The sequence below is a fragment of the Streptomyces sp. NBC_01450 genome (assembly GCF_036227505.1).
GTDB lineage: Bacteria > Actinomycetota > Actinomycetes > Streptomycetales > Streptomycetaceae > Streptomyces.
The window spans coordinates 243,775-267,161 of sequence record NZ_CP109481.1 but is presented as its reverse complement, the minus strand read 5'-3'; the positions used below and the strand labels follow the sequence as shown (position 1 = coordinate 267,161).

Here is a 23,387-nt window from a genome sequence, read left to right as displayed (position 1 = left end):
GCGATTTCCGGCGCATCACACTAGTTGCGGCCTGCCATGACCCCGCCGTCGACGTTGAAAATGGCGCCCGTCGTCCAGCTCGATGCCGACGAGAGGAGGAAGACGATCGCGGCGGCCACATCCTGCGGGGTTCCGACCCGGCCGAGCGGGTGCAGCCCGCTCAGCTGCTCCATCGCGCCGTCCAGCTGGTCTGCGGGGAAGACCTTCTCGAACAGGGGCGTCCTGGTGACGGCGGGAGCCACGGCGTTCACACGGATGCCCTCGCTGGCGAGCTCGATGGCCAGGTTGTGCGTGAGGGCGTGCAGGCCCGCCTTGGCCATCGAGTAGGCCGACGACGGTGTCACGGCGACGGCCTGGTGCGCCCACATGCTGCCCACGTTCACGATGGCGCCGCCCTGACCCCCGGTGACCATGCCCCGGACGATGGTCTGAGTCAGGAAGAAGGTCGCCCTGTTGAGGTCGTGATAGGCGTCGTAGTCCGCGACCCCGTAGTCGAGGAAGAGCTTGGGCTTGAAGAACCCTGCCGAGTTGACGAGGAGGGTGGCGTCGGGGTGATCCTCCGACAGCTGCTTCTGCGCCTCGACGACCTGGTTCCGGTCCGCCAGGTCGGCCGCGATCGACCACGCGCTGCCGGAGCGCGACAGGCTTGCCACGGCGTCGTCGAGCTTCTGACCCGGGCGGCCGACGATCACCGCGCTGCCGCCCTCCGCGATCACGTCTTCGGCGACCTTGAGACCCATGCCGCTGGCGCCGCCGATCACAACGAGTTTCTTGCCTTCGAAGTCCATGGCCGCGCGGTCCTTCTCTATTGAGCGGTGAACATTTCTCTCCTGTGCTGCTTAGACCCTGCCATAGCGGTGTCTACAACAGCTCTATAAGGTCTCTGCCCGTGAGGTTCCCCCGGCGTGCGGGAGGTGCTGATCAGCTGGTCAGGGCGGGTTGACGGGGTTTCAGGTTCGTTCGTTCGGCCGTTGCCCGCTCGGCGTAGTGCTTCTCCTCGAACTCGACGGGGCTGAGGTAGCCGAGCCGTTTCTGGATGCGCCGGCTGTTGTAGAAGCCGTCGATGACCCCGTTGCCCAATTGCTTATGCGGCGAGGTCGAGGGCAGCGAGGTGTGATGTCCGAGTGGGAGCGAGTGGTTGTCCGGTCCACCAGGCGTCGAGCCGGAGTAGGTTGACGGCGGTGGCTGTGAGGATGTGCGCGAGGGCGGTCTTCCCCAGTCCTGCGTAGCGGGTTCTGCGTGCGCCGGTGGCTGTGACCGCCTGGTGGATTGTGCCCTCGATGCCGGAGCGGATCGCGTAGACGGCCTTCCATTCCTCTGTGGACTGCTCGGCGCGGACGTGTTCGAGAACGGCGTCTTGATCTTGCGGACGGACGGTGAGCTGGCGACCGTAGCGTGTCGAGTTGGTGCACTGCCCGCGGGAGGGGCAGGGCCCGCAGGTCTCGGTGGCGAAGCGGATGCGGATCGCGGGTCGCTGGCTGTTGTCGAGCCCCTCGGTCCGCCGAGGCGGCCGTGGCGGCGGATGTGGGCGTGTCAGTAGCTTTGTGTAAGTCCTTTGTGTTCACCTGGTGTTGAGCCGGTCCTCGAAGAAGAGTGAGAACTGGTTCAGCGCCTTCTTCCAGTGTGCCGCGACGTGGTTGACATCGCGGGCTTTGGGGGTGATCAGCTCGCGGACGGCGAGGTAGAGCGCCTTCAGCGCGGCCTGCTCGGAGGGGAAGTGCCCTCGGTTGCGGGTGGTCTTGCGAAGCCGCGCGTTGATTGACTCGATCAGGTTCGTCGAATACACGACCTTCCTTATCTCGGGCGGGAAGGCCAGGTAGGGCGTGAACTCGTTCCACGCGGCCCGCCAGGCGCGCACGACGGCCGGGTAACGCTGGCCCAACTCCGATGCGGTGAAGTCTGCAAGGGCCTGCTCGGCGGCCTGTTCGGTGGGCGCGGTGTAGATGGCCCTGAGCGCCGACACCACCGCCGGATGGTGCTGTTTAGCGGCCAGTCGCAGCGATGCGCGAATCAAGTGGATCACGCAGGTCTGGACCGGGGCCTTGGGCCAGGTCGCGGTGACCGCATCCGGCAGGCCCTTCAGGCCGTCGCAGGCGACGATGCAGACGTCTTCCACTCCGCGGTTGCGCAGTTCGGACAGGACGTTCATCCAGGTCGTGGCGCCCTCGCCCTCGTCGCCGACCCACAGGCCAAGGACGTCCTTGCAGCCGTCCATGTCGACCCCGACGGCGAGGTAGACGGGCTTGGAGGCGACTGATCCGGACCGGATCCTGATCCACAGTGCGTCGATGTAGATGATCGGCCAGATGGCGTCCAGCGGCCGGTTCTGCCAGGCGGCGAGCTCGTCGGCGACCGCGTCGGTGACCTTGCTGATCAGATCGGGTGAGACCTCGACCCCGTACATGCCGGCCAGGTGGGAGCGGATATCCCGCACCGACATGCCCCGCGCATACAGCGACAGGATCTACTCGTTGAAGCCTGCCAGCCGCCTCGCGTGCTTGGGCACGAGCTTCGACTCGAAGGAGCCGTTGCGGTCCCGGGGAACCGCCACGGTGACCGCGCCTGCGTCGGTCAGCACGGTCTTCGGCGAGGTCCCGTTGCGGCTGTTGCCCGAGCCGCGGCCGGCCGGATCATGCTTCTCATAGCCGAGATGTTCGGTCATCTCGGCATCCAGGGCCCGCTCCAGCACGGCCCGGGTGACCTCGGTCAGCAGCCCGCCTTGGCCCAGCAGAGCGGCTCCTGAGGCGTCGGCGCGGTCCATCAGCCGCTCGACGACCTCGTCCACCAGCTTGTCCTCGACCGACTCGACAGCCGAGGCGTTCTCGTTGTCCGTCATGCCATGTCCGTCCCAGCTGACCAGGGCCCGAGCCTGGGCTCCGGCCAGCCTTTCACATCACGGACTCACACGATCTTTCAGACACGCTCCCGACCAGCGCGGACGAGGCCTGGTAGCGCGCCCATTGGTTGTCGGTCGTGGCGGAACTCGCCGTCGTAGACCGCCGGTTGGTGTGGCCTGCGTCGCGCACTTCAGGCGCGTCTTGGTGGCCGGTGGTGTGTGTTGCGGCAGGGGCAGAGGTTTTGCGGAGCGTTGCCGCCCGCTGTGCCCCGGGCTATGACTTCGGGTCGTCGACCTTGAGCTTGTCTCCGGTGTTGGAGACGAAGACGACCAGGAGCTTGGCCCGTTTGGTCCGGCTGGTGTTCTCGGTGAGGAGGTGGTGGGCGCCCGGCTGCTCGACCCAGTTCTCGCCCTGGTGGTAGGTAGTCACGGGCTTGCCTTCGAGCTGGCTGCGCACGGTGCCTTCGAGGACGTAGGCGTAGACGAACGCCTGGCCGTGCCGGTGCGGCAGCGCGCGTGCGTTGGGCGGGAAGGCGACGACCGCCGAGGTGAACGTCTTGCCCTTCACATTCGGAAGGGCCTGCTGGAGCAGCGGCTTGAGGGTCTCGGTGGAGGGCGTTGATACCATGGCCGCAGGCGATGCCACGGACGCCGCCGGCCGCGTGGCGTGGGCGGGCTGGTTGGAGGTCGAGCAAGCCGTGGCCGCAGTCAGTGTGGCGACGGCCAGCAGGCCACCGGCGATCCGCATTCCGATCATGATCGGTCTCCTGTTCAGTCTTCGGTGACGCAGATGATCGTCTTGCCGGGGGTGCGCTTGCCGCGGGCGAACGCGGAGGGTGCTTCGGCGAGCGGCCGCACAGCACCGACGACCGGCTTGAGCCGGCCGTCCCTTACCCGCTGGGCGAGGTCGATGAGCCGGGCGCGGTCGGGTTCGACGACGAAGAAGACCGCCCGCCCGTCCTTGGGCTGGACCTTGGGCGGCATGGCGATGGTGACCAGCGTGCCGCCGGGGCGGACCAGGGCGGCCGAGCGGTCGAGGATGTCGCCGCCGATCACGTCGAACACCACGTCGGTCTCGCCGACGTCTTCCAACTTCTCGGTCTGCAGGTCCAAGAAGGTGTCGACGCCCAGGGCGAGCGCCTTGTCCCGGTCGGCGGAGCGGCCGGTGCCGATGACACGGGCGCCGGCCTCGCGGGCGAGCTGTACTGCGATCGAGCCGACGCCGCCAGCGGCGCCGTGGATCAGGACGGTCTGGCCGGTGGTGAGGCGGCCGTGGTCGAACAGGCCCTGCCAGGCGGTCAGCCCGGAGATCGGCAGTGCGGCGGCCAGGATGTGGTCGATGTCCGCCGGCAGCGGAGCGAGGTTGCGGGCTTCCACCGCGGCGTACTGGGCGAGCGAGCCGTTGCGGGTCCAGTCGGCCAGGCCGAACACCCGCTGGCCGACGCTCAGGCCGGTGGTGCCGTAGCCCAGCTCTGCGACGACACCGGACAGCTCGTGCCCGGGCACGCTCGGCGTCCGGTCGCGGCCGGCGCGGTCAGTCCACGTGCCCGGCCAGTCCAGCTCGCCAGGGGTGAAGCCCGCGGCGTGCACCCGCACGATGACGTCATTCTCGGCCGCATGCGGGTAGGGCGTGTCCGTCACGGACATCCCCGCAAGACCAGCGTCACGGTCTCGCACAGTGATGGCTTGCATACAGGTCCTTGCTGGGAGGGCGACTCGAGCGCGCAGCCCGTTCACACGCAGGGCTCATAGCGGCTCGTCATCGGGAAGACGCAGCAGGTGGATGTATGCCGTGCCGCGTGATCGATTACACCTGCTCGCGTATTCCTTCGTCGCCCGTCGTGCGTTCTCATCAGGGAGACGAGGCAGCCCCTCCGGGTGTGACAGCTCAGACGCGCACGAGTTTGTCCGGGTTGATGACCCGGCGGTACGCGGTGATCAGACCGTCTGTGATCTGGACCGTGTCGACGGAGTAGACCCGGCCTTCGCGGTAGAACATCAGGGCGAGCTCGCCGCCGTCCTCAGCGAAGTCGATGCGGTCCGGTTGCCACTGGCGCCCTACACGCACCATGACCTCGGCGACGCGCTCGCCGCCGTGGATGAGCTTGCGCGCCGCAGAGACCTTGCCGCTGCCGTCGGTGACGTAGACGGCGTCCGGGTGTAGGAGCCTGACCAAGCCGGTCAGGTCCCCGGCCTCGTACGCGGCGCGGAAGACCGCGAGGACGCGTTCGCGTTCCGCCTTCGACGCCTGCGGCATGGACTGCTTCGCCTTGGCGACCCGCCGTCGCGCCCGAGAGGCGAGCTGCCGGGCACCCGGCACAGAGATGTCCAGCACTTCGGCGATCTTGCCGAACTCAAGACCGAAGACGTCGTGCAGGACGAAAGCCACCCGCTCAGGCGGGGACAGCTCCTCCATGATCAGCAGCATCGCCGAACCAACGGACTCATCAACGAGTACCTGCTGCGAAGCATCCGGCCCCGTCAGCAGTGGCTCCGGCAGCCACGGGCCGACATAGGTCTCCCCGCGGACCTGGGCACTCTTGAGAATGTCGTACGACCGCCGCGCGGCCACCGTCACCAGCCAGGCCCGCAGATCACCAATGTCCTGCAGATCCGCCCCGGCCGCCCGCAGCCACACATCCTGGCCACGCGTCGGCCACACTCCCCAGCAGCCGGTAGACCACACCGAAAACCGCAGGCCGGTGCCTCTCCCATCCGGCTCCGAGCGAGTCCACCTGCTCAGACCGTCCGGGCCCATGCCCGTCACCCATGCAGATCGCAACCTCCTCCAGCTTGCGGATCCAGCGTAGTCATCCGAACTCGGGATCTTGGCGGACAGCTCCGCGAGCCCGGACGTCCACCTGCGGCAACGCCCGTAGGGTGGAACTCCTGCTGGCCGACCCCGCGACCACGCCGCACCCGGGCGGGGTGCTGGTGATCGACGACTCGGGCGACCGCAAGGACGGGAAGGCGACCGCGCACATCGGTCGGCAGTGGCTGGGCCGACTTGGCAAAACCGACAACGGCATCGTGACGGTGACCACCTGCTGGGCCGACGAGAACCTCTACTACCCGCTGCACGCCGTGCCCTACACTCCCGCCCACCACTTCCCCAAGGGCAAGAGCGACCCCGACTTCCGCACGAAGCTGCAGATCGCCGCCGCACTCGCCCGCGCCAAGACCGCCGGGGTCACCTTCCGAGCCGTTGCCGCCGACTGCGCCTACGGCGACCAGGACGGCTTGCGCAGAGACCTCGCCGCGGCCGGGCTGCCGTTCGTGATGGCCCTCAAACCGAGCCGCGGCACCTGGGCCTACGGCAAGGATGCCTACACCCCCGTCCACGCCGCCCGTGCCCTGACCTGGACAAGACCCCGACCATCCCGGCGACTGGACCGCCATCGAACGGACCTTCCGCGACGGACACACCGAGACCTGGTGGGCCGCCGACGCCCATCTCGGCTGGTGGGGACCCGACGGGAACGTCCGCCTGGTCGTGGCCACCACCGACCCGGCCACCCTGCCCACGCAGGCCACCTGGTACCTGGCCACCGACCTGCCCCGCCCCGGCGACCGCCGCGAGGCCGACAGCCCCGAACCGGCCGCCGACCTGCACGAAGTCGTCCGGATCTACGGCATCCGCCACTGGATCGAGCAGAGCTACAAGCAGGTCAAGGACGAACTCGGCTGGGCCGACTTCCAGGTCCGCTCCGACACCGCGATTCGCCGCCACCAGACCCTGGTCACCTGCGCGTTCTCGTTCTGCTGGGACACCTGGTTCGCCCGACCCCCCAACCGGGAAGCCCTCCCACCGGTCTCCTCGGCTGTCACGCCGGCGGTACTGGCTGAGAGGGGGACCGAGCGGACCCCACCAGCCCCATCCGGCCAGCTGGCCCAAGGCGATCCGTGCCGTCCGGGCCTGGCTCGACCCCTGGATCACCCTCCAACGCTGCTGGCGAGCCTGGACCAACGCACCGCCACCACCCGAACTCCAAGCCCTGATCAACGCCGTCGGCGCAGGCCACCCACTTGATCTCTACTGCCCGGTCTAACAAACCACCGCTAGTGCCGCGGCAGGCAACGTTTGCCCTGTTGTGATGTGACGCGCCGCCTCGGTGCTGTGCCGGGCGGCGCGGGTCCGTCACGCTGTCCGGGTGGCGGAACGAGTACGTGTACGCGAGATCGACGATGACGAGGGCAGACGGCTGCTTCGGATCATCCGCCGGGGCACCGGGTCGGTGGTGACCTGGCGGCGTGCCCAGATGATCCTGCTGTCCGCGCAGGGCATGCCGGTGGCGAAGGTCGCCGAAGTGACGTTCACCAGCGATGACCGGGTCCGCGATGTGATCCACAACTTCAACACCGACGGCTTCGACTCCCTGTATCCGAAGTACAAGGGTGGTCGGCCGAAGACCTTCACCCTGCCTGAGCGGCGCGAGATCAAGAAGATCGCGAAGTCCAAGCCGGCCGAGCACGACCTGCCGTTCTCGACCTGGAGTCTGACCAAGCTGGCGGACTTCCTGGTCGCCGAGGGGGTGGTCGACGACATCAGCCACGAGGGCCTGCGCATCCTGCTCCGCGAGGAAGGCGTCTCCTTTCAACGCCTGAAGACCTGGAAGACCTCCCGCGACCCCGACTACGCGGCCAAGAAGGCCCGCGTCGAACACCTCTACGCGATCGCCGACGGCGAGGTCATACCTGAAGAGGGCGAGCCCGAAGTCGTCTTCTGCATGGACGAGTTCGGGCCCCTCAACCTGATGCCCCACCCGGGCCGGCAGTGGGCCGAACGCGGCGGCAGGCACAAAGACCCCGACCGCGAACCCCGCCGCAGGCGGCGGGCGACCTACAACCGCTACGGCGGAGTGCGGCACCTGTTCGCCGCCCTGGACCTGGCCAAGGACAAGCTCTACGGCCACATCAAGCCGGTCAAGAAGCGCACCCAGTTCCTGGAGTTCTGCCGCTACCTGCGCAGCCTCTATCCACCCGAGGTCCGCATCGCGATCGTCTGCGACAACTTCTCCCCGCACCTGACCACGAAACGGTGCCAGCGGGTCGGCACCTGGGCCACCACAAACAACGTCGAGATCGCCTACACCCCCACCAACAGCTCCTGGCTCAACCGCATCGAGGCCCAGTTCACCGCCCTGCGCTACTTCACCCTCGACGGCACCGACCACGCCAGCCACAAGGAACAGGGCAGCATGATCCGCCGCTACATCATCTGGCGAAACCGCCACGCCGATGACCGGCGCCTACGCGCCCTCGTGGACAGGGCAAACGTTGCCTGATGCGGCACTAGTAGACTGTCGCAGCTAATTCCTGGGATAGAGGTGACGCAGTTTGATGCGTGCGTCGTGGGTGGTGAACTGCCAGTCCACCTGACGTTGGTCGGTGTTGGTGGCGTTCTGCCAGGCTGAGAGTTCGGTGTTGAGGGTGTCGAGGTCGCCGATCCGGCGGTCGAGACATTGCCTGGTCAGCGCGGAGAGTTCGATCTCGGCGATGTTGAGCCATGACCCGTGCTTGGGCGTGTGGTGGATCTCGAGGCGCTGAGCCAGGGCGAAGGCCTCTTCTGGTTCGAATGCCTCGTACAGTGAGGCGATGCCGTGGGTGTTGAGGTTGTCCATCACCAGCACAACCGTCTCGGCATCGGGGTAGTCCACGCTCAGCAGCTGCCTGACCTGGCCGGCCCAGTCGATCCGGGTCCTCTGGGACAGTGCCTGAACTCGACGCCACCCGCGCAGGGGTTCGACCCATACGAAGATCGAGCACGTGCCGCAGCGGATGTACTCGCTGTCCTGGCAGGCGTCGTGACCTGGGCGGGCCGGGAGCGGGTCGCGGACATGGCCGAGGAGCTGGTAGGGCTTCTCGTCCATGCACACGACCGGACGTGCCGGGTCATAGGGCCGGGCATAGACGGCCAGTACGTCTTCCATCCGGGCCGCGAACTCCGCGTTCGCCCGTGGTGGGATGGTCCAGCACTTCTTCAGGTGAGGACGCAGTTCCGTTTTTTTAAGACCCGGCCGATGGTGGAATGGTCCAGATCGGGGATGTCTTCGACCAGTGCGACGTGCTTCTCCAGCAGCCGCAGCGACCACCGGGTATAGCCCTGGGGTGGCTGTGAGCACGCCATCGCGATCAGCCGGGCTTCGACCTCACCGGTCACCGGTGAGGGCACCGGCGGGAGGTCGCGCTTCTTCCGCGCGATGGTGGCGTGAACATCGCCACCGGTTTCGGTGAAACGCTTGGCGACCAGCCGCAACGTCTCACCGGAGACGCCGAGCCGGGCCGCGATCACCTCCTGCGAGCCGATCCCGCCTGCAGAGGTGTCGAGTGCGAGCAGCACCCTCGCCCGCCTGATTACCGAGGCCGGATGAACCCCCGTCGTGGTCACCCGGACCAACTCCTCGCGGTCCTGCGCGGTCAGCACCACCGGCCTCTTCTTCTGCGAACCCATCGCACCAGTCCTGTCCGGCAGAGCGGGAGAGGAATCTGCCAGACGCAAGCCTCTCAATCAAACAGCCCATACCTAAGCAGCGACACGCTACTAGCTTCCGAGCCGAATAGCGCAGGGTTGGAACACCGACTCTTCCCCAGTCGGGCACGCCCGGGTCCGCCCGTCAGGTAGCAGCCGGCCTCGCCACGGTCGCGTGGGGGCTGGCATCAATCCTGGCGATGCGGGGCCTCAACCTGCGATCGATCGCGTCGCAAAGCGTGGTCGTCTCCAAGGACCCGTAGCGCGCGGCAGGCCAGCTCCGGTTCCTCCCGTAACCGGCACCATGACGGGCCGATCGCCGTCGCCGCCGCCGAACAGACAGCCGATGCTGCCCGCGACCGTGCCGCGCAGTACCTCCTGACCGCGCGGCTGAAGGAGTTGCATGCGCTCCTGACCGGCCCGTCCTTCCTGCGGGTTTTGGGTGCCTGACGCGGCCAACGGCCCTGGCGGCCGCCATCATTGACGGACGTACCGCACCTTTTCCCTCCTGAAAGGCGATCGCCGGTGGACGCACTGCCCCTTCCTGATGATGTGCCTGCCTCGCGTCCTTCACCCGTCCCTGCCGGGGAGGTGGCGGCCGTGCCGGGGTGGGGACGCCGGATCACGGTGCCGTGCCCGGAGTGTGGTCTGCCCACGCACCGGCACCGGACGCTGGATTTCGGCGGTGCCACCCAGTACGGGAAGTCCTGGCGTCCCGTGGTCATGGTCGGGGGCGAGTCGGCAGAGGAGGACGGCGCCTGGGTGGCGCTGATCCCCGGTGACTTTCCGGCGCGTCCATTCGCGCAGACGGAACTCTTCCATCTCGTCAGCGGCATCGCCTGGCCGGGCGCGCATCACCGCGACTACGGCAGCGCCAAAGTCGCCCACAACGCATGCTGCCCGGTCGGGCACACCGACCGCCCGGACAGCAGCCGCGGTGCCGGCGAACTGTGGCAGGCCATGCGTCTGCGGATCACCCGCCGCGAGCGCGGAGGCGCTGGATGACAGCCAGCGGCGCTCAGTCGTCGACCTCCACGCTGGTGCACCCGCCGGCTTCAAGGTCGTCCTTTGACCGATCTGACCTTGTCATAGCTGACGACGGAGGCGCGGGGCGTGCCGTCGGGGTCGGTCCAGGTGAGGCCGTAGTTCGTCATCGCGACCGCAATGTCTGCATCATCGCTGCCGCCACTGACAGCGGGCCGGACCGGGCGTTATAGCGGGGCTCGTCACCTCGGTGGCGACCATGCTTCGGGGCCGCCGCCGTGCCACTCGATCAGGTGCGAGTCGGCTACATCGATCTCGTCGACACCTTCCAGCCCGGCGTGCCGGAGGAATGTCCACGAGAACGGGGTTCTGGCACAGATCTTGGGGAGCGGTCGCAGAGGGTGACGAGTCGTTCGATTGAAGGGCGGCCACGAGCCCGGCTGTCCGACTCGAAAGCTCACCTCGTAGCCTCCGCACATGACCGTTGATCCGTTCCAGTGCCGCTGCGTCCTCTGCTATGACTACGGTGACCGGGACGAAGCGGACCGCATGGATCTGAAGATCATCGAGGATGTGCAGCAGCACGGATGGCACGTCGTGATGGTTCCCGAGGACGAGATCGGTCCTGGATTCGCCTACACGATCGGCCTGTCACACACTCAGGGTGCACCTGAGCTCGCCATGTTCGGGCTCGATGTCCACGCCATGCACCGCATGCTCAACAGACTCGGAGCGAAGTCCGCCGCGGGTGCTGTACTGGCTGACGGCCAGAGGCATCCTGGCGTGGTCGACGGTCACCAAGTCGCGCTCAGGCAGGTCGATCTCCGTTGGTACCGGACCTTCTTCGGGCAGGCCATCGAGTTCTACCGGCGGCCTCCTTTTCCCGTGTTGCAAGTTGCGTGGTCCGACGTGGATGACCGCTTTCATTGGGAAGAACAGGCTGAGGAGAGGCATCGGGAGTCACAGCCTCAGTTGTGGCTGCGTCCGAGTGAGCACCCTGTCGGGATATGGACGACCGAACTCTGACCTCGAACGTGCCCACCAGCGACAGGGCAACACCGTCGCGAGAAGTTACTGGAGCAAGATCATTTTGCGGAGCAGTTCGAATCCGGCTCGACCGTAGAGCTGTCTCTTAATCTTCTTGATGCGGTTCACGGCGCCCTCGATGCTGCCCGAGCTCCAGTCCAGGGTGAGCCCGGCTGTCACAGCGTCGAGGTCCCGGAGCAGGTGGAGTGCGAAGCCGGTGAGACCGGGTAGCTGGCTGGCATCGACTGCGTCGATCCAGGCAGGGAGCGTGGCTCCGAGGCGTCCGCTGAGTATCTCGCCGAAATCGCGGACGTGTCTGGCGGCCGTGTCCAGTTCGGGGCAGCGGGTCAGAACGTCTTTCAGGCCGACGCGCTCTTCCTCGTTCAGGGCGGTGGGGTGACGGGTGAGCCAGCCAGTCACCTGCCGCACCGTCGGCGGCCGCGGTGGTGCGGCGGACGGAGCCCCGCGCAAGGTGGCAATGTGCGCGCGGACCATGGCGTAGGTGACGGGGGCGTGCTCGGCAACCAGCTCGCTGTGCAGTCGGGTGGCGCTGGTGCATCCCGCGGCGAATCTCCGCTCGAGGTAGGGCTTGTAGGGGTCCAGCCTGCTGGATCGGGGCCGGCTCTCGCGGATGGTGTCCTGCCAGCGTGCGGCGGTCGCGTACCGGAGCACGGTGTTGAGGCCCCAACCCAGGTGCCGGGCGATCGCCCGGCGTGAGTGGCCTTGGGCGAGCAACTCGTGGACCAGGGCGTGTGCTGCCTTCTTCCGCTCGGCCCGCCGGCCGACGGGCTCCGAGTCGTCCTGCGGCCGACCAGCAGCCAAGCGGGTGGCCTCCGGCAACATGTCGCTGGGCGACGGGATGCGCAGGCAGTCGCGGTGGGCGGCGACGCAGGTCTCCACGGCCCGGCCGAGGCCCTGCCACAGATGGAACCGGTCAGCGACCTGCAGAGCGTCGGGGGCACCGCGCCGGGCACCCTCGGCATAAGCGCCCGCCCGGTCCCGGCAGATGATCTCCACGCCGGGGTGGCGGTCCAGCCAGGCGGCCAGCGGCCCGGCTTCACGTGTCGGGAGCACGTCGACCACGCGATGGTCTTCGACGCTGGTCAAGACGGTGGAGTAGGTCTGGCCGCGACGAATCGCGAAGTCGTCCACGCCCAGCACACGCGGAGTACTGAACCGTGGATCGGGCAATGCTATGACCCTGCGTAACAAGGTCATCCGTCCCGCGCCGAAGCCCAGCTGGGCAGCCAGCCGAGCGCCGGCCCGCCCGGCCAGGGCGAGCCCCACTCGCTCCAGGGCATGGTTGAGCCGGGTGGTGAACCGTGCGTGCGGGGCGGCCAGCCGGGAGAACGGCTCGGCGAACGTCCGGCGCGGGCAGTCCGCCGACCCACAGATGAAGCGCCGGACCGTCAGCCGGATCACAAAGCCCTGCTCAGCGAGCGGAAGGTCCTTCAGCCTGCGCAGGTAACGGTCGTGGACACGGTCCGAGAAGCGGCTGCAGTCCGGACATGCAGCCCCGGCCGCGCGGCCTCTCGCCACCACCTCGACCGTGCCGAACGCGGCCGTCACCGCCTCGACATACACCTCGTCGATCCCGTCGAACACCAGCGAATCCCAGAACGGTGCATCGGTCTGCATGACCAGCACCATCACCGTCCACAGCCGACCACGGCAGAGACGGCCAAGGGCTTGGCGGAGCGTCAGTTTCGTCTGCCTGACGGCAAGGCGTACGCGGTCTCACGCGACCCCGCCCCTCGCAATCGAACACCGAAGTGACGCTCCGCAACTACTCCCCAAGATCTGTGCCAGAACCCCGTTCTCGTGGACAAAGTCAGCGGTCAGCTCGCCAAGCGAGCGTGCGGTGCCGATGAGCTCTCCGTTGACGCGTACCCGCCGACTGCCGTCGGTCGGGGATGGCGGGTACACGATGACGTCGAGCTCTCCGGGCATGGTTTCAGGATTGTTCGGCCTGCCCGGATGCGCCCGGACTGCGGGCTCAGAGCCCCGCGCAGCGCGCGCCGGACGGTGTGGACGCTCGTAGGCTGGCTTTCTCGGGGCACGTCGCGGAGGTCTGCCATGCCCCGAACCATCTGGTCAGGCGCCATCTCGTTCGGCCTGGTCACTTCTCTGAACTAGAGCCGACTGTCGACGTCGGACAGATCTCAGGCCTCGTTCTTGAAGGCGGCGTGGAGGGTAGTGCTGGACGGACTACACCGAGGCGAGTTGACACATAGGTGACCAAATGGTGCCCATGATGACTCCCGGGCTCCGGGCACCGGCCACCCGGGCGGGAACGCCCGTCAGTATGGGGGTCCGGCCGGGGTGGCCGGGATTGTGTTCTGGTCCGGCAGGTCCGCGTCGTTGGTCAGCGGGGCGGTGCTTCGACGCCCGTCATCGCGAGGGCCGCTGGCGGGAGCCGGTCGCCGTGGATGGTGATGTTCGCGAGGGCGGAGTTGAACTCCTGGAGTTCGTCGGGGCTGAAGCGGACTTCTTCGGCGCCGATGTTCTCCAAGAGGTGGGACAGCCTGGTGGTGCTGGGTATCGGTATGATCCACGGCTTCTGGGCCAGCAGCCAGGCGAGGTCGATCTGGCCAGGCGTGGCACCCTTGCGCACTGCCCACTCCTGGAGCAGCTGCACCAGCGGCATGTTGGCGGCCAGATTGTCCCGGCTGTTGCGGGGGAACAGGGTCCGGACGTCGCCCTCCGCGAACTGGGTGTACGGGCTCATCGTGCCGGTCGTGAAGCCCATGCCCAGCGGTGCCCAGCACACGAAGCCGATGCCGAGTTCCTCGCAGAGCGGCAGGACGTTCTCCTCGGGGCCGCGCCACAGGGTGGAGTACTCGTTCTGGATCGCGGTGAGCGGCAGGATCGCGTGCGCCCGGCGGACGGTCTGCAGGCCCGGCTCGGACAGGCCCCAGTGCAGCACCTTGCCCTGGGCGACGAGGTCCTTCACCGTGTCCGCGACGTCCTCGATCGGGACGGTGGGATCGACCCGGTGCTGGTAGAGCAGGTCGATGTGGTCCGTCCGCAGGCGCTTCAGCATGGCGTCGACGACTCGGCGGATGTGGTCCGGACGGCTGTTCAGGCCGGTTACGGCCCCCGTGTCCGGGTTGACGTCCCAGCCGAACTTGGTCGCGATCACCACCTTGTCGCGGACGGGCCGCAGTGCCTCACCGACGATCCGCTCCGCCTCGAACGGCCCGTACGCCTCGGCCGTGTCGAAGAAGGTCACCCCCTGATCAACGGCTGTCCGGATGAGCGTGACCATGTCCTTGCGGCTGGTGACGGGGCCGTAGAGGTTGCCCGGCATCGTCTGGGTGCCCAGGCCGATGCTGGAGACCTTCAGGGACCCGAGCCTGCGGCGACCGGTCTGCGTGATCGCCGCGGTCACCTGGTTACGACCGCGGACGGGGGCCCCGGTGCCGTTGGCCGACGGTGCCGCGTGTGCCTGGGCCGGTGCGGCCCCCGTCACGGCCATCAGCGAGGTCGCCGCGAGTGCGGCCGCCCCCAGGAAGCCGCGACGGCCGCGGTCTGCCGGACTGCTGTTCAACTTGCTGTCCTGTTCGTGCATGGGGTACGTCCTTCGTGGTCGTCTGTTGAGCGCACCCTCGGTGCATCACCGTGGGTGACGAAGAAGCGGGCCTTGCTGCCCTGGTCCGGTTGCGGTCCGGCCCGGCCGAACGCAACCGCGACGTGGTGGGCTCGGCGAGCGGCCGAAGCAGATCGATCCTGAGATGAACGCCTGGCGCTTTGCCCAGCGGAGTCGGTCCAGGTCCGTGGGCTTCGGATGATGTCCCCGCTCGTCTGGCGACGGACGTTCTGTGGCCTCGGTGGTCCGGGCGGTCGGGTTGATCGAATTGGCCGGGGGCTATGCCCATGAGACGTCGCCGGGCCGGATGAGCCCCTACCTGCACCGGGTCTTGCGATGTCAGCGCGCGTCACCCGGAAGCGTCGGCCTTGATCTCCTCCAAGGCGCGGCGGAGGAGGGCGCCCCGCGCCGGCAGCTGACCGGCTGGCTGCCCGCATGGCTGTGTCGCTTGCACGCCGAAGTCCGCGAGAAGGAAAGGGTGTTTCTCAGCCGAGGCGGTACCCGCCGACGGCGCTGACCGTCTGCGGGTCGCGGTGGTCGAAGACGATGCTGGCGCCGGTGTCCAGCGCGGCGATGTGGTCCATCTCGTCGCCGGTCAGCTCGAAGTCGAAGACCGCGAGGTTCTCGGCCATGCGCTCCGGTCGCGAGGACTTGGGGATCACCACGACACCGCGCTGGGTCAGCCAGCGCAGCACCACCTGGGCCACGGACTTGCCGTGCGCCTCCCCGATGGCGCTCAGCGTCGGGTCGCTGAAGATGTTGTTGCGGCCTTCGGCCAGCGGGCCCCACGCCTCGATCTGCACGCCGCGCTCGGCCATGAGCGCCTGGTCGTCGGCGCGCTGGAAGTACGGGTGGGTCTCGATCTGGTTGACCGCCGGGACGATCTCGTTGTGGTCGATCAGGTCGACCAGGCGGTCGGAGTAGAAGTTCGACACGCCGATCGCCTTGACCAGGCCCTGACGGTGCAGGTCCTGCATGGCGCGCCAGGAGCTGTAGTAGTCGCCGAAGGGCTGGTGGATCAGGTACAGGTCCAGGTAGTCAAGGCCGAGCAGGCGCAGGGACGTGTCGAAGGCCGCCTTGGCGCCCTCTTCGCCCTTTTCGTTGACCCACATCTTGGTGGTGATGAACAGCTCGTCACGGGCGATGCCGCTGGCCTTGACGGCCTTGCCGACGGCCTCCTCGTTGCCGTAGGCGGCGGCGGTGTCGAGGTGGCGGTAGCCGGCGGCGAGGGCGTCGGTGACGACCCGCTCGGTCTCCTCGGCGGGGACCTGGAAGACGCCGAAGCCGAGGATCGGCATCTGGACACCGTTGTTCAGCGTGACATTGGGGATCTTGGACATGGTGAACCTTTCGGGGTGGTGCTGAAGGGCGCGAGGGTGCGCACCGGCACGTGGGGGAACGGCGGTTCGTCGCCCGTGCTCAGCCGGTGGCCGGCGGCGGGCTGGATGGTTTTGGGGAATGTGGGCCGGGTGCTACTGGCCGCGGTCGCTCGGTTCTTCCTGAGCGGGCTCGACGGGGTCCGGCGCGGCAGCCCAGCTGGCGAGCAGGTCGAGGGCCTGGCGGCTGGGTGAGCCGGGTTCCGCGGTGCAGACGATCAGCACGAGACCGGCATCGGCAGGCAGATCCAAAGCTTCGTAGGAGAGCTCGAGGTCACCGACGACCGGGTGGTGCAACCGCTTGACTCCCGTGCGGTGCAACCGGACGTCCTGTGACGCCCACCGGGTGCGGAACTCCTCGCTGCGGGTGCACAGCTCCCCGATCAGATCGGTGAGCGCCTTGTCGTAGGGGTTCTTGCCGGCCATGAGGCGCAGCCCGGCGACGCTGTCGCGGCCGGTGGCCTCCCAGTCGAGGTAGTAGCCGGCCGCGCGGGGGTTCAGGAAGCGGAACCGTGCGGCGTTGACCGGCCGGGCGGGGTCCTCGTACAGCGGAGACAGGAGGGCTCTGCCCAGCGTGTTGGTGGCCATGACGTCCCCGAGGCCGTTGGTGACATAGGCCGGGGACAGCTGGCTGTCCAGGATCGCCTGGATGGCCGGACGTACCCGCTGCACCGCCGGGCGCCGGCGTACTGCCGCGCCGCTGTTGGCCGCACGCGCCAGGTCGAACAGGTGTGCCCGCTCGGCCTCGTCCAGCAGCAGCGCCCGGGCCACGGCGTCCAGGACGCTCTCGGAGGCTCCGCGCACGTTGCCGCGTTCGAGCTGGGTGTAGTACTCCACGGACACCCCTGCCAGGTCGGCCACCTCGCTGCGTCGCAGACCGGGCACACGGCGGGTGCCGCCGTGGTCGACGAGGCCCACCTGCTCGGGGGTGACCTTGCCGCGGCGGGAGATCAGAAAGTCCCGTACCTCGCTGCGGTTGTTCATGTCTTTCACGCTACGGGCCCCACCTCGACCGTGGGAGATGCTGCCAGCACCCCCCTCGGCACCATCCCGCACGGCGGCGTCCGCTGAGCCACCGCACGCTCATGCCGGGCCGCAGGTCGTCGCGCGCATCTGACCGCGGGTCCGGCCGAGCTGGCCTGGGGGTGATCCGCGCCCGTCGGGCGGCCAGGAAACGTCGCACCCCGGCGGCCCATACCGCGACGGCGGGCATGTCGCCTGCTCGGTAGGGGGTGCTGGCAGCATCTCCCACCGTCACCGTCGGCTACCTAGCCTCGATGACGAGGCAGCCGGTGTCGGCCGGTTGCACCAACGATGAGGAGCGCTTCATGCAGTACACCCGTCTGGGCACCTCCGGACTGAAGATCAGCCGCATCGCACTCGGATGCATGAGCTTCGGCGACACCTCGCAGATGCCATGGGCCCTGGACGACAACGGCGCCGAACCGATCTTCCGCCAGGCCGTCGAGTCCGGGATCACCTTCTGGGACACCGCCAACATCTACGCCTTTGGCACCTCCGAGGAGATCGTGGGCCGCGCGATCAAGAAGTACACGAAGCGTGACGACGTCGTCCTGGCCACCAAGCTGTTCAACCCCATGCACGGCGGACCCGGTGGGTCGGGCCTGTCGCGCAAGGCTGTGATGGAGCAGATCGACGCCTCCCTGACCCGGCTGGGCACCGACTACGTCGACCTCTACCAGATCCACCGCTTCGACCCGCAGACCCCGGTCGAGGAGACGATGGAAGCTCTGCACGACCTCGTCAAGGCCGGCAAGGTCCGCTACCTCGGCGCCTCCTCGATGTGGGCCTGGCAGTTCGCCACCATGCAACACGCGGCCCAGAGCCACGGCTGGACCCCCTTCGTGTCCATGCAGGACCAGTACAGCCTGCTGGCACGCGAGGAGGAGCGGGAGATGTTCGGCCTGCTCGCCCACTCCGGCGTCGGCTCCATCCCCTGGAGCCCCCTGGCCGGCGGCCGCGTCGCCCGCCCCTGGGGCCAGGACAGCACCGCACGGGCCAAGGCCACCCCCGACACCGACTACGCCGGCCGCCCCCTGTTCGTCGACACCGACGAAGCCATCGTCGACGCCGTCCAGAAGATCGCCGACGCGCACGGTGTCCCGATGGCCCAGGTCGCACTGGCGTGGGTACTGAAGAACCCCGTCGTGTCCGCGCCCATCGTCGGCGCCACCAAGACCCACCACCTCACCGACGCCGTCGCCGCGCTCGACCTCACGCTCACCGAAGACGAGATCGCCGCACTGGAAGACCCCTACACCCCGCGCCTGCCGACCTACTTCTGATCGGCCAACCAAGGGTCTGCCCCACTTCAATCGACTCTTCTCGGTAGAGCGATCAGGTCGCGTGATCTTCAGGCTTGGGCGGTGTGGCGTGGGCACAGGGGTGTTGGCCAATGGGACCGGCTGAAGCCGTCCCCGCCCGTCTTCACTGCTCTTTCCGTCGGGCTGGAAGGCCGAGATTCACCGGCCGACCAGGCGACTTGGTGTCGATCTGGCTGATCTTGGACTCGGCGCCGGCCAGACTGACGCGGAGCCCTTCGATCTCGCCGAGCCAACCCTCTCCTTCCGCCTCCGCGATGCGGTCAATGAGGTTGTGCCGGATTTCCACGAGCCGATCGCGCTGGGCGGGATCGGGTCGGAGGAGGGAGCAGCGGACGCAGGCGTGTTCGTGGATGCAGGCGGTTCCGTAGGCGCGGGCGCAGGTGCCGACAGAGAGTTTTCGGCGTTCGAAGTGGCCGAGGAAGTCTTCCCATTCCGTGTCGGTGGGAGTGCGGTACTCCTCGGCCGGGCGCAGTGCCCGGCGGCGTGCGATGAATGCGCGGTGGGCTTCGATGGTCTCGGCGGGGTAGATGGCGTGGTAGCCCATGGTGGTGTTGATGTTGGCGTGACCGGCGATGGCCTGGGCGCCGAAGCGGAGCTCCTGATCGACCGCCTGACCCGCGACGACATCGAAGGCGAAGAGTTCACCGACCAGTACACCGAGGCCGTGGAACAGCTCATCGAGGCGAAGCGCGAAGGCCACGAACCCCCGGAGACGCCCGAGCGGGAGGCGCCGACCGGGGAGGTCGTGGACCTGATGGCCGCCCTCCAGGAGTCCGTCACCAAGGCCCGGACCGCACGCGGCGAGGACGCCACCGTCCACGACATGCCCAAGAAGCCCGCGGCCAAGAAGCCCGCGGCCAAGAAGACGGCGAAGAAGCAGCCCGCCAAGAAGACCGCCGCGAAGAAGACGCCCAAGAAGGCGACGGCCCGGAAACCGCGCAGCGCCTAAGGGCTGTCCCGTAATGATCTCCGAACTGCCTGGGGCGTGTGGGCCGTGGTGCGGGCCACACGACTATCCGGCGAGTGTGAGGTTGTGCAGGTGGGCGATGCCGAGCATGGCGTGGTGGACTCCGTCGCTTTTGAGTCGGCAGTCGCGGAGGATCTTCCAGGTCTTCGTGCGGGCGAAGACGTGCTCGACACGGGCGCGGACCTGCTTGTGGGATTTGTGGTGTTCCTGTTTCCAGTCCGGAAGGTCTTCGCCCTTGCGTCGGCGGTGGGGTATGACGAGCCCGGTGCCGGGATGGCCGCCGTCGGCGATCGTGAGCGTCTTGCCAACGGCGGCTTTGGCGCCGGATTCCTCCCATGCCTTGCAGTCGTTGCGGTTTCCGGCGAGCGGCCGGCCGACCACGACGACGTGCCGCGTGTCGGCGTCGATGACGACCTGATGGTTGGTGGAGTACCTGTAGTTCTTCGACTGCTCGGCGATGGTGTGGTCGCGGGTGGGCACCAGAGTGCCGTCCACGATGAGCACGGTGCCCTTGGCGAACCGCTTGCGGTGCTTGAGAGCGAGCACGGCACGAGGTGGTCGATGATGCGGTCTGCCGCCGACTTCGAGACCCCGAACAGCGGGGCAAGCTGCCGCATCGTCAGGTTCGTGCGCCAGTACGCCACAACCAGCAGTGCCCGGTCCTCCAATGGAAGGCTCCATGGCCGGCCCCTCCGGACCGCGTCCGCACCCTCCCGACGCAGAACCGTCACCAGCTTGCCGAACTACCGCGGGCTCAACCCAGTGAACGGGGCTATCCAGGAAGGCTCCGACGCCGTGATCACACCAGCCACGGCGAGATCATGCCAGGTGCCCCTACGGATTGAGCTTGATCAGGAATCCACGCTCTCCGGGGAAAGTACCGGCTCTGCCCACGCCGCGAAGCCAAAGACCGGGCGCTCAGCAGGTCCGCCGGTGACGTCGTCGACAAGCGTGCGCCGAACTCTCCGGCTCTGGCGCACCAGGTAGCGCAGACCCTCAATCTCCACGACCCCGCACTCCCCGGCACTGAGATCCACGGACACGTCCTCGACCGGGCTGACCTGCCACCCTGCCTTGCTGGCGAGATACACCCAGACCTCGAATGCCCGCTCCGGATCCGCAGCCATGAAGCTTGACCCCACCTTGGCAACGATCTGCACCGGATCCGGCCGCACATCCACCGTCACGACAGCTCCTCTCCCCGAGACAGGATCATCGCAGCTCACGCCAGCGACTCCCGGAGCGACCCCCGCCTGCTGCCTACTGTGCTTTGCGGGACAGCCCTTAAAGCGGGTGTACGGGAGCGTGTGAGGGACGTCCCGGCAGGTGGAGGAGCCATGTCACCATTGGGCGATGCTGACTGAGGAGGACGCGCGCCGACTGGTGCTTGCCAAGATCGACGACGAACGGGGCTGCGTCGAGTACGACCTTCAGATCCTGCGGGTGGAGGCCTTGTCGTTCGGGTGGATCTTCTACTGGGGCGCGGCCTGGGACGGTCAGAGCGGACAGCGCCCGCGGTTGGGAGGCAACGGTCCATTCCTGGTGGATCGTGAAAACGAGCGGTTGATCCGTACAGCCACCAGCGTCCCCGTGGCCCGTCAGATCGCCGACTACGAACGCCGACTACGACGCGAAGCTCACGCCCGGAATCTGGCAGCGAAGCAAGCCGTACAGCAGCGCGGTACCGCAACCCCATCGACTGCCCCCGCCCGTTGGCGCCCCTCAGAGTCCTTGGAGCGACCGGAATGACCGTCGTTGACCGAACTGGCTAGAGCTACGGATCAGATGCTGAGCCTCTGTAGCAGGCATCATGGGCCTGTGGGGATAGACGTGGAGCTGCACTCAGCACGGCCGCCGCGTAACTGGCGCAAGTCCCGGGCAACGGTGCTGCAGAGTTCGTACGGGCACGGGGACGCGTTGGCCGATGCGATCGGCTCGCTCCGGCTGCTCGGAGTTCCTGGGCGGCTGACCGCCGTGGATCCGTACGGGGATGCTCTGATGAACGAGCAGGAGTCGGCCGCTGCTCTCGGCGAGATCCCGGAGCTACGGCAACGGTGCACCGATGAGCGTCAGCTCGCCGCCTTGGACGATCTTGCAAGGCTGCTGGAACAGTGCGTCGGCACTCCAGGCAGCTGTCTGTGGTTCCAGGGCGACTGAAGCCCGTGCCCCATCCGTGCCCGATAGGCTGGGAACTCACGGGGAACCACGGTCACTAGCGAGCACCGCGCATAGCGAAGGCCCCAACCGATGTTCCTGGTCAGGGGCCGTTCACCTGCGGTGGGTGTGGGATTTGAACCCACGGCGACATCGCTGCCACGACGGTTTTCAAGACTGTGTGCAGGACACGGCTTGCCGACGCAGCCCCCATGCCCTGAACCGGCCACTCACGAAGATGCCGACGCCGGCGGACAGCGCAATCAGCACGACGGAGGCCCCGCCCCCCACTGTGGCGTGGCGACCCTGGGGCGCCGATGCCCCCAGAAGAGCGGTGATCCCGGCGAAAGTCGCGGCGGCTACGGCAAGGAAGATCGCCATTTCAGCCCACCACATTGCCTGCGTCGGTCGAGTCGTCATGGCGTAGTTGTACCTCACGCCTTCCTTTCGTACAGCAGCGAGGTACAGCAACCATCGCGACCGAATCCAACCGCGAGCAGCCCCGCATGACCGTCTGACCAGCCGAGCAGACCCCAGCGACCGCCCCGCCCATAGTTCGCGTCGAGGGGGCGCGAGGGGGCTGACTCCGGTCGCGTTACGATGCGCGGTCTGGAGGGGATCATGAGTCTCACTGTTCCGCCGGCCCCGTTCGACATCTCCGACGTATTTCCAGAACTCGTGCCGTATGCGCGGGCAACCACTCTGCTGTACCCGCGCGCTGGCAGCCCCGTACGAGACGAAAGCTCGCTGGGCGGGCCGCTCCTCTGGCCCGCCGATGAGTCCTGGCCGACGTGTACGGCTCCGGATCACTACAACCCCGCCCGCGGTTGTGCGGTGGTCGGCCCGGCCCCTGTCTCCATGGTGCCCGTGCTACAGGTCATCGCTCGCGACGTTCCGGCATTGGTGTTCCCGGCTGACACCGACATGCTCCAAGTGCTTTGGTGCCCGCTGATCCACTCCGAGCACGACCAGCACTCGCCGGTGCCGGTGCTGCGGTGGCGATCCATCGCCGACCTGGCAGATCGTCCACTGCTGGATGAGGCGCCACGGCCTTACGACTTCGACGACGAGTACGTCCCACGGCCCTGCGTGATACACCCCACTGAGACCGTGGAGTACCCCAACTGGGACATGCCTGCGGAGTTGTCCGAGCGCGTGGGCAAGTGGAGCGAGGAAATAGAGGAGTCCTGTGGCATCTCCTACTACGACGCCTTCACCACCCAGCAGAGCAAGATTGGCGGATACCCCGGCTGGACACAGCCACCGAACTGGCCGCACTGCGCCTGCGGTTCCCGGATGGAACACTTGCTGACGATCTCGGCGAGCGAATCGTGTGGCCGCTGGCTCCCGGTAGAGGAGCGCACCCGTCCCGGTTGCGGCTGGGAAACCGACAACCCAGAACTACAGCATGACGGCCACGAAATGATCATGGGGGACTGTGGAGGCGTCTATGTCTTCGTCTGCCGCAGCTGCCCCACTTGGCCCACAACCCATCGCTACGACTGCTGAGCCGTAGGCCGCTGAGGCCGGGTTGTGCGGCTCAGGGCTCGTCTCACCACGCAGAGGACCAATCCTTTCCAAGCCTGTGGCGTCTGTGGGCGTGCCACAGGCGTGCCACATGGTGCGGTCAACCACGGTCAA

The 23,387-nt window shown here is 67.6% G+C and carries 21 protein-coding genes, 1 tRNA gene and 5 pseudogenes; 10 read left to right on the top strand and 17 right to left on the bottom strand.

Features of this window, described 5'->3' with window-relative positions; translation table 11 throughout:
* Window positions 1-20: 20 nt before the first annotated feature.
* The 7 genes and pseudogenes from OG568_RS49390 to OG568_RS49360 form a co-directional block, all read right to left on the bottom strand.
* On the bottom strand, window positions 21-788 hold the full coding sequence (locus tag OG568_RS49390) for an SDR family NAD(P)-dependent oxidoreductase (protein ID WP_329536694.1): 768 nt from the start codon (window positions 786-788) through the stop codon (window positions 21-23).
* A gap of 133 nt (window positions 789-921) precedes the next feature.
* The gene (locus OG568_RS49385) at window positions 922-1,080 is read right to left on the bottom strand and encodes an IS3 family transposase (RefSeq protein WP_329536693.1); all 159 of its coding nucleotides are present in this window, start codon (window positions 1,078-1,080) and stop codon (window positions 922-924) included.
* A 4-nt stretch (window positions 1,081-1,084) separates the two neighbouring features.
* The gene (locus tag OG568_RS49380) at window positions 1,085-1,465 is read right to left on the bottom strand and encodes a transposase (RefSeq protein ID WP_443077964.1); all 381 of its coding nucleotides are present in this window, start codon (window positions 1,463-1,465) and stop codon (window positions 1,085-1,087) included.
* Between the two features lie 96 nt (window positions 1,466-1,561).
* Window positions 1,562-2,836: pseudogene (locus OG568_RS49375) on the bottom strand (IS256 family transposase).
* Between the two features lie 274 nt (window positions 2,837-3,110).
* Window positions 3,111-3,593 (bottom strand): cupin domain-containing protein, encoded by a 483-nt coding sequence (locus OG568_RS49370; protein ID WP_329536692.1) that lies wholly within the window; start codon window positions 3,591-3,593, stop codon window positions 3,111-3,113.
* Between the two features lie 14 nt (window positions 3,594-3,607).
* Entirely contained in the window at window positions 3,608-4,528 is a 921-nt protein-coding gene (locus OG568_RS49365; protein WP_329536691.1) for an NADP-dependent oxidoreductase, read from the bottom strand.
* Between the two features lie 196 nt (window positions 4,529-4,724).
* Window positions 4,725-5,607, bottom strand: a pseudogene (locus OG568_RS49360) (sigma factor-like helix-turn-helix DNA-binding protein).
* Here OG568_RS49360 and OG568_RS49355 point away from each other — a divergent pair.
* From OG568_RS49355 to OG568_RS49345, 3 genes and pseudogenes are all read left to right on the top strand, one after another.
* A pseudogene (locus OG568_RS49355) lies at window positions 5,606-6,235 on the top strand (IS701 family transposase); the annotation flags it as partial. The pseudogenes OG568_RS49360 and OG568_RS49355 overlap by 2 nt on opposite strands.
* A 94-nt stretch (window positions 6,236-6,329) precedes the next feature.
* Window positions 6,330-6,866 (top strand): hypothetical protein, encoded by a 537-nt coding sequence (locus tag OG568_RS49350; protein ID WP_329538327.1) that lies wholly within the window; start codon window positions 6,330-6,332, stop codon window positions 6,864-6,866.
* A gap of 121 nt (window positions 6,867-6,987) precedes the next feature.
* Complete coding sequence (locus OG568_RS49345; RefSeq protein ID WP_329536690.1) at window positions 6,988-8,121, top strand: IS630 family transposase; 1,134 nt, start codon at window positions 6,988-6,990, stop codon at window positions 8,119-8,121.
* Window positions 8,122-8,145: 24 nt separating this feature from the next.
* On the opposite strand, the gene OG568_RS49340 is transcribed toward OG568_RS49345, so the two are convergent.
* Both OG568_RS49340 and OG568_RS49335 read right to left on the bottom strand, forming a co-directional pair.
* Window positions 8,146-8,928, bottom strand: a complete 783-nt coding sequence (locus OG568_RS49340) for an IS630 family transposase (protein ID WP_329534954.1) — start codon at window positions 8,926-8,928, stop codon at window positions 8,146-8,148.
* Complete coding sequence (locus OG568_RS49335; RefSeq protein WP_266624875.1) at window positions 8,817-9,287, bottom strand: helix-turn-helix domain-containing protein; 471 nt, start codon at window positions 9,285-9,287, stop codon at window positions 8,817-8,819. Before OG568_RS49335 ends, OG568_RS49340 begins: the two co-directional genes overlap by 112 nt.
* A 618-nt stretch (window positions 9,288-9,905) precedes the next feature.
* On the opposite strand from OG568_RS49335, the gene OG568_RS49330 reads away from it, so the two are divergent.
* Together OG568_RS49330 and OG568_RS49325 are read left to right on the top strand one after the other, a co-directional pair.
* Window positions 9,906-10,310 (top strand): DUF6083 domain-containing protein, encoded by a 405-nt coding sequence (locus OG568_RS49330; protein ID WP_329536689.1) that lies wholly within the window; start codon window positions 9,906-9,908, stop codon window positions 10,308-10,310.
* Between the two features lie 456 nt (window positions 10,311-10,766).
* Window positions 10,767-11,315, top strand: a complete 549-nt coding sequence (locus tag OG568_RS49325) for a DUF4262 domain-containing protein (RefSeq protein ID WP_329536688.1) — start codon at window positions 10,767-10,769, stop codon at window positions 11,313-11,315.
* Window positions 11,316-11,360: 45 nt separating this feature from the next.
* Here the strand turns inward: OG568_RS49325 and OG568_RS49320 are convergent, their stop codons facing one another.
* The 4 genes from OG568_RS49320 to OG568_RS49305 all read right to left on the bottom strand — a co-directional run bounded on the left by OG568_RS49320 (window position 11,361) and on the right by OG568_RS49305 (window position 17,264).
* Complete coding sequence (locus OG568_RS49320) at window positions 11,361-12,953, bottom strand: ISL3 family transposase (protein ID WP_329536687.1); 1,593 nt, start codon at window positions 12,951-12,953, stop codon at window positions 11,361-11,363.
* A 727-nt stretch (window positions 12,954-13,680) separates the two neighbouring features.
* Entirely contained in the window at window positions 13,681-14,886 is a 1,206-nt protein-coding gene (locus OG568_RS49315) for an aldo/keto reductase (protein ID WP_329536686.1), read from the bottom strand.
* 503 nt (window positions 14,887-15,389) lie between these two features.
* Window positions 15,390-16,235, bottom strand: a complete 846-nt coding sequence (locus OG568_RS49310; protein WP_329538232.1) for an aldo/keto reductase — start codon at window positions 16,233-16,235, stop codon at window positions 15,390-15,392.
* A 141-nt stretch (window positions 16,236-16,376) separates the two neighbouring features.
* The gene (locus tag OG568_RS49305) at window positions 16,377-17,264 is read right to left on the bottom strand and encodes a helix-turn-helix domain-containing protein (protein WP_329536685.1); all 888 of its coding nucleotides are present in this window, start codon (window positions 17,262-17,264) and stop codon (window positions 16,377-16,379) included.
* A 344-nt stretch (window positions 17,265-17,608) separates the two neighbouring features.
* On the opposite strand from OG568_RS49305, the gene OG568_RS49300 reads away from it, so the two are divergent.
* Window positions 17,609-18,586 carry an aldo/keto reductase gene (locus OG568_RS49300; RefSeq protein WP_329536684.1) on the top strand — a complete coding sequence of 326 codons (978 nt, stop codon included), beginning with the start codon at window positions 17,609-17,611 and terminating at the stop codon, window positions 18,584-18,586.
* 142 nt (window positions 18,587-18,728) lie between these two features.
* Here OG568_RS49300 and OG568_RS49295 read toward each other — a convergent pair.
* Window positions 18,729-19,208, bottom strand: a pseudogene (locus OG568_RS49295) (site-specific integrase); the annotation flags it as partial.
* On the opposite strand from OG568_RS49295, the gene OG568_RS49290 reads away from it, so the two are divergent.
* The gene (locus tag OG568_RS49290; RefSeq protein WP_329538326.1) at window positions 19,188-19,574 is read left to right on the top strand and encodes a hypothetical protein; all 387 of its coding nucleotides are present in this window, start codon (window positions 19,188-19,190) and stop codon (window positions 19,572-19,574) included. The pseudogene OG568_RS49295 and the gene OG568_RS49290 overlap by 21 nt on opposite strands.
* A gap of 63 nt (window positions 19,575-19,637) precedes the next feature.
* Here OG568_RS49290 and OG568_RS49285 read toward each other — a convergent pair.
* Both OG568_RS49285 and OG568_RS49280 read right to left on the bottom strand, forming a co-directional pair.
* A pseudogene (locus OG568_RS49285) lies at window positions 19,638-20,404 on the bottom strand (transposase).
* A 39-nt stretch (window positions 20,405-20,443) separates the two neighbouring features.
* Window positions 20,444-20,779: a hypothetical protein gene (locus tag OG568_RS49280; protein WP_329536683.1), complete on the bottom strand. Its 336-nt coding sequence runs from the start codon at window positions 20,777-20,779 to the stop codon at window positions 20,444-20,446.
* 166 nt (window positions 20,780-20,945) lie between these two features.
* On the opposite strand from OG568_RS49280, the gene OG568_RS49275 reads away from it, so the two are divergent.
* Window positions 20,946-21,341 (top strand): hypothetical protein, encoded by a 396-nt coding sequence (locus tag OG568_RS49275; protein WP_329536682.1) that lies wholly within the window; start codon window positions 20,946-20,948, stop codon window positions 21,339-21,341.
* 69 nt (window positions 21,342-21,410) lie between these two features.
* Window positions 21,411-21,749 carry a hypothetical protein gene (locus tag OG568_RS49270; protein ID WP_329536681.1) on the top strand — a complete coding sequence of 113 codons (339 nt, stop codon included), beginning with the start codon at window positions 21,411-21,413 and terminating at the stop codon, window positions 21,747-21,749.
* A gap of 121 nt (window positions 21,750-21,870) precedes the next feature.
* Here OG568_RS49270 and OG568_RS49265 read toward each other — a convergent pair.
* Window positions 21,871-21,958 (bottom strand) — tRNA-Ser (locus OG568_RS49265).
* 409 nt (window positions 21,959-22,367) lie between these two features.
* Between OG568_RS49265 and OG568_RS49260 the strand changes: the two genes are divergently transcribed.
* Entirely contained in the window at window positions 22,368-23,255 is an 888-nt protein-coding gene (locus OG568_RS49260) for a hypothetical protein (RefSeq protein WP_329536679.1), read from the top strand.
* Window positions 23,256-23,387: the final 132 nt, after the last annotated feature.

Excerpts from the sequence above, each read along its gene's own strand:
- OG568_RS49365 (WP_329536691.1), bottom strand. The coding sequence starts at position 4,528 with ATGCAAGCCATCACTGTGCGAGACCGTGACGCTGGTCTTGCGGGGATG.
- OG568_RS49325 (WP_329536688.1), top strand. The coding sequence starts at position 10,767 with ATGACCGTTGATCCGTTCCAGTGCCGCTGCGTCCTCTGCTATGACTAC.
- OG568_RS49370 (WP_329536692.1), bottom strand. The coding sequence starts at position 3,593 with ATGATCGGAATGCGGATCGCCGGTGGCCTGCTGGCCGTCGCCACACTG.
- OG568_RS49305 (WP_329536685.1), bottom strand. The coding sequence starts at position 17,264 with ATGAACAACCGCAGCGAGGTACGGGACTTTCTGATCTCCCGCCGCGGC.
- OG568_RS49300 (WP_329536684.1), top strand. The coding sequence starts at position 17,609 with ATGCAGTACACCCGTCTGGGCACCTCCGGACTGAAGATCAGCCGCATC.
- OG568_RS49275 (WP_329536682.1), top strand. The coding sequence starts at position 20,946 with ATGCTGACTGAGGAGGACGCGCGCCGACTGGTGCTTGCCAAGATCGAC.
- OG568_RS49390 (WP_329536694.1), bottom strand. The coding sequence starts at position 788 with ATGGACTTCGAAGGCAAGAAACTCGTTGTGATCGGCGGCGCCAGCGGC.
- OG568_RS49335 (WP_266624875.1), bottom strand. The coding sequence starts at position 9,287 with ATGGGTTCGCAGAAGAAGAGGCCGGTGGTGCTGACCGCGCAGGACCGC.
- OG568_RS49320 (WP_329536687.1), bottom strand. The coding sequence starts at position 12,953 with ATGCAGACCGATGCACCGTTCTGGGATTCGCTGGTGTTCGACGGGATC.
- OG568_RS49315 (WP_329536686.1), bottom strand. The coding sequence starts at position 14,886 with ATGCACGAACAGGACAGCAAGTTGAACAGCAGTCCGGCAGACCGCGGC.
- OG568_RS49260 (WP_329536679.1), top strand. The coding sequence starts at position 22,368 with ATGAGTCTCACTGTTCCGCCGGCCCCGTTCGACATCTCCGACGTATTT.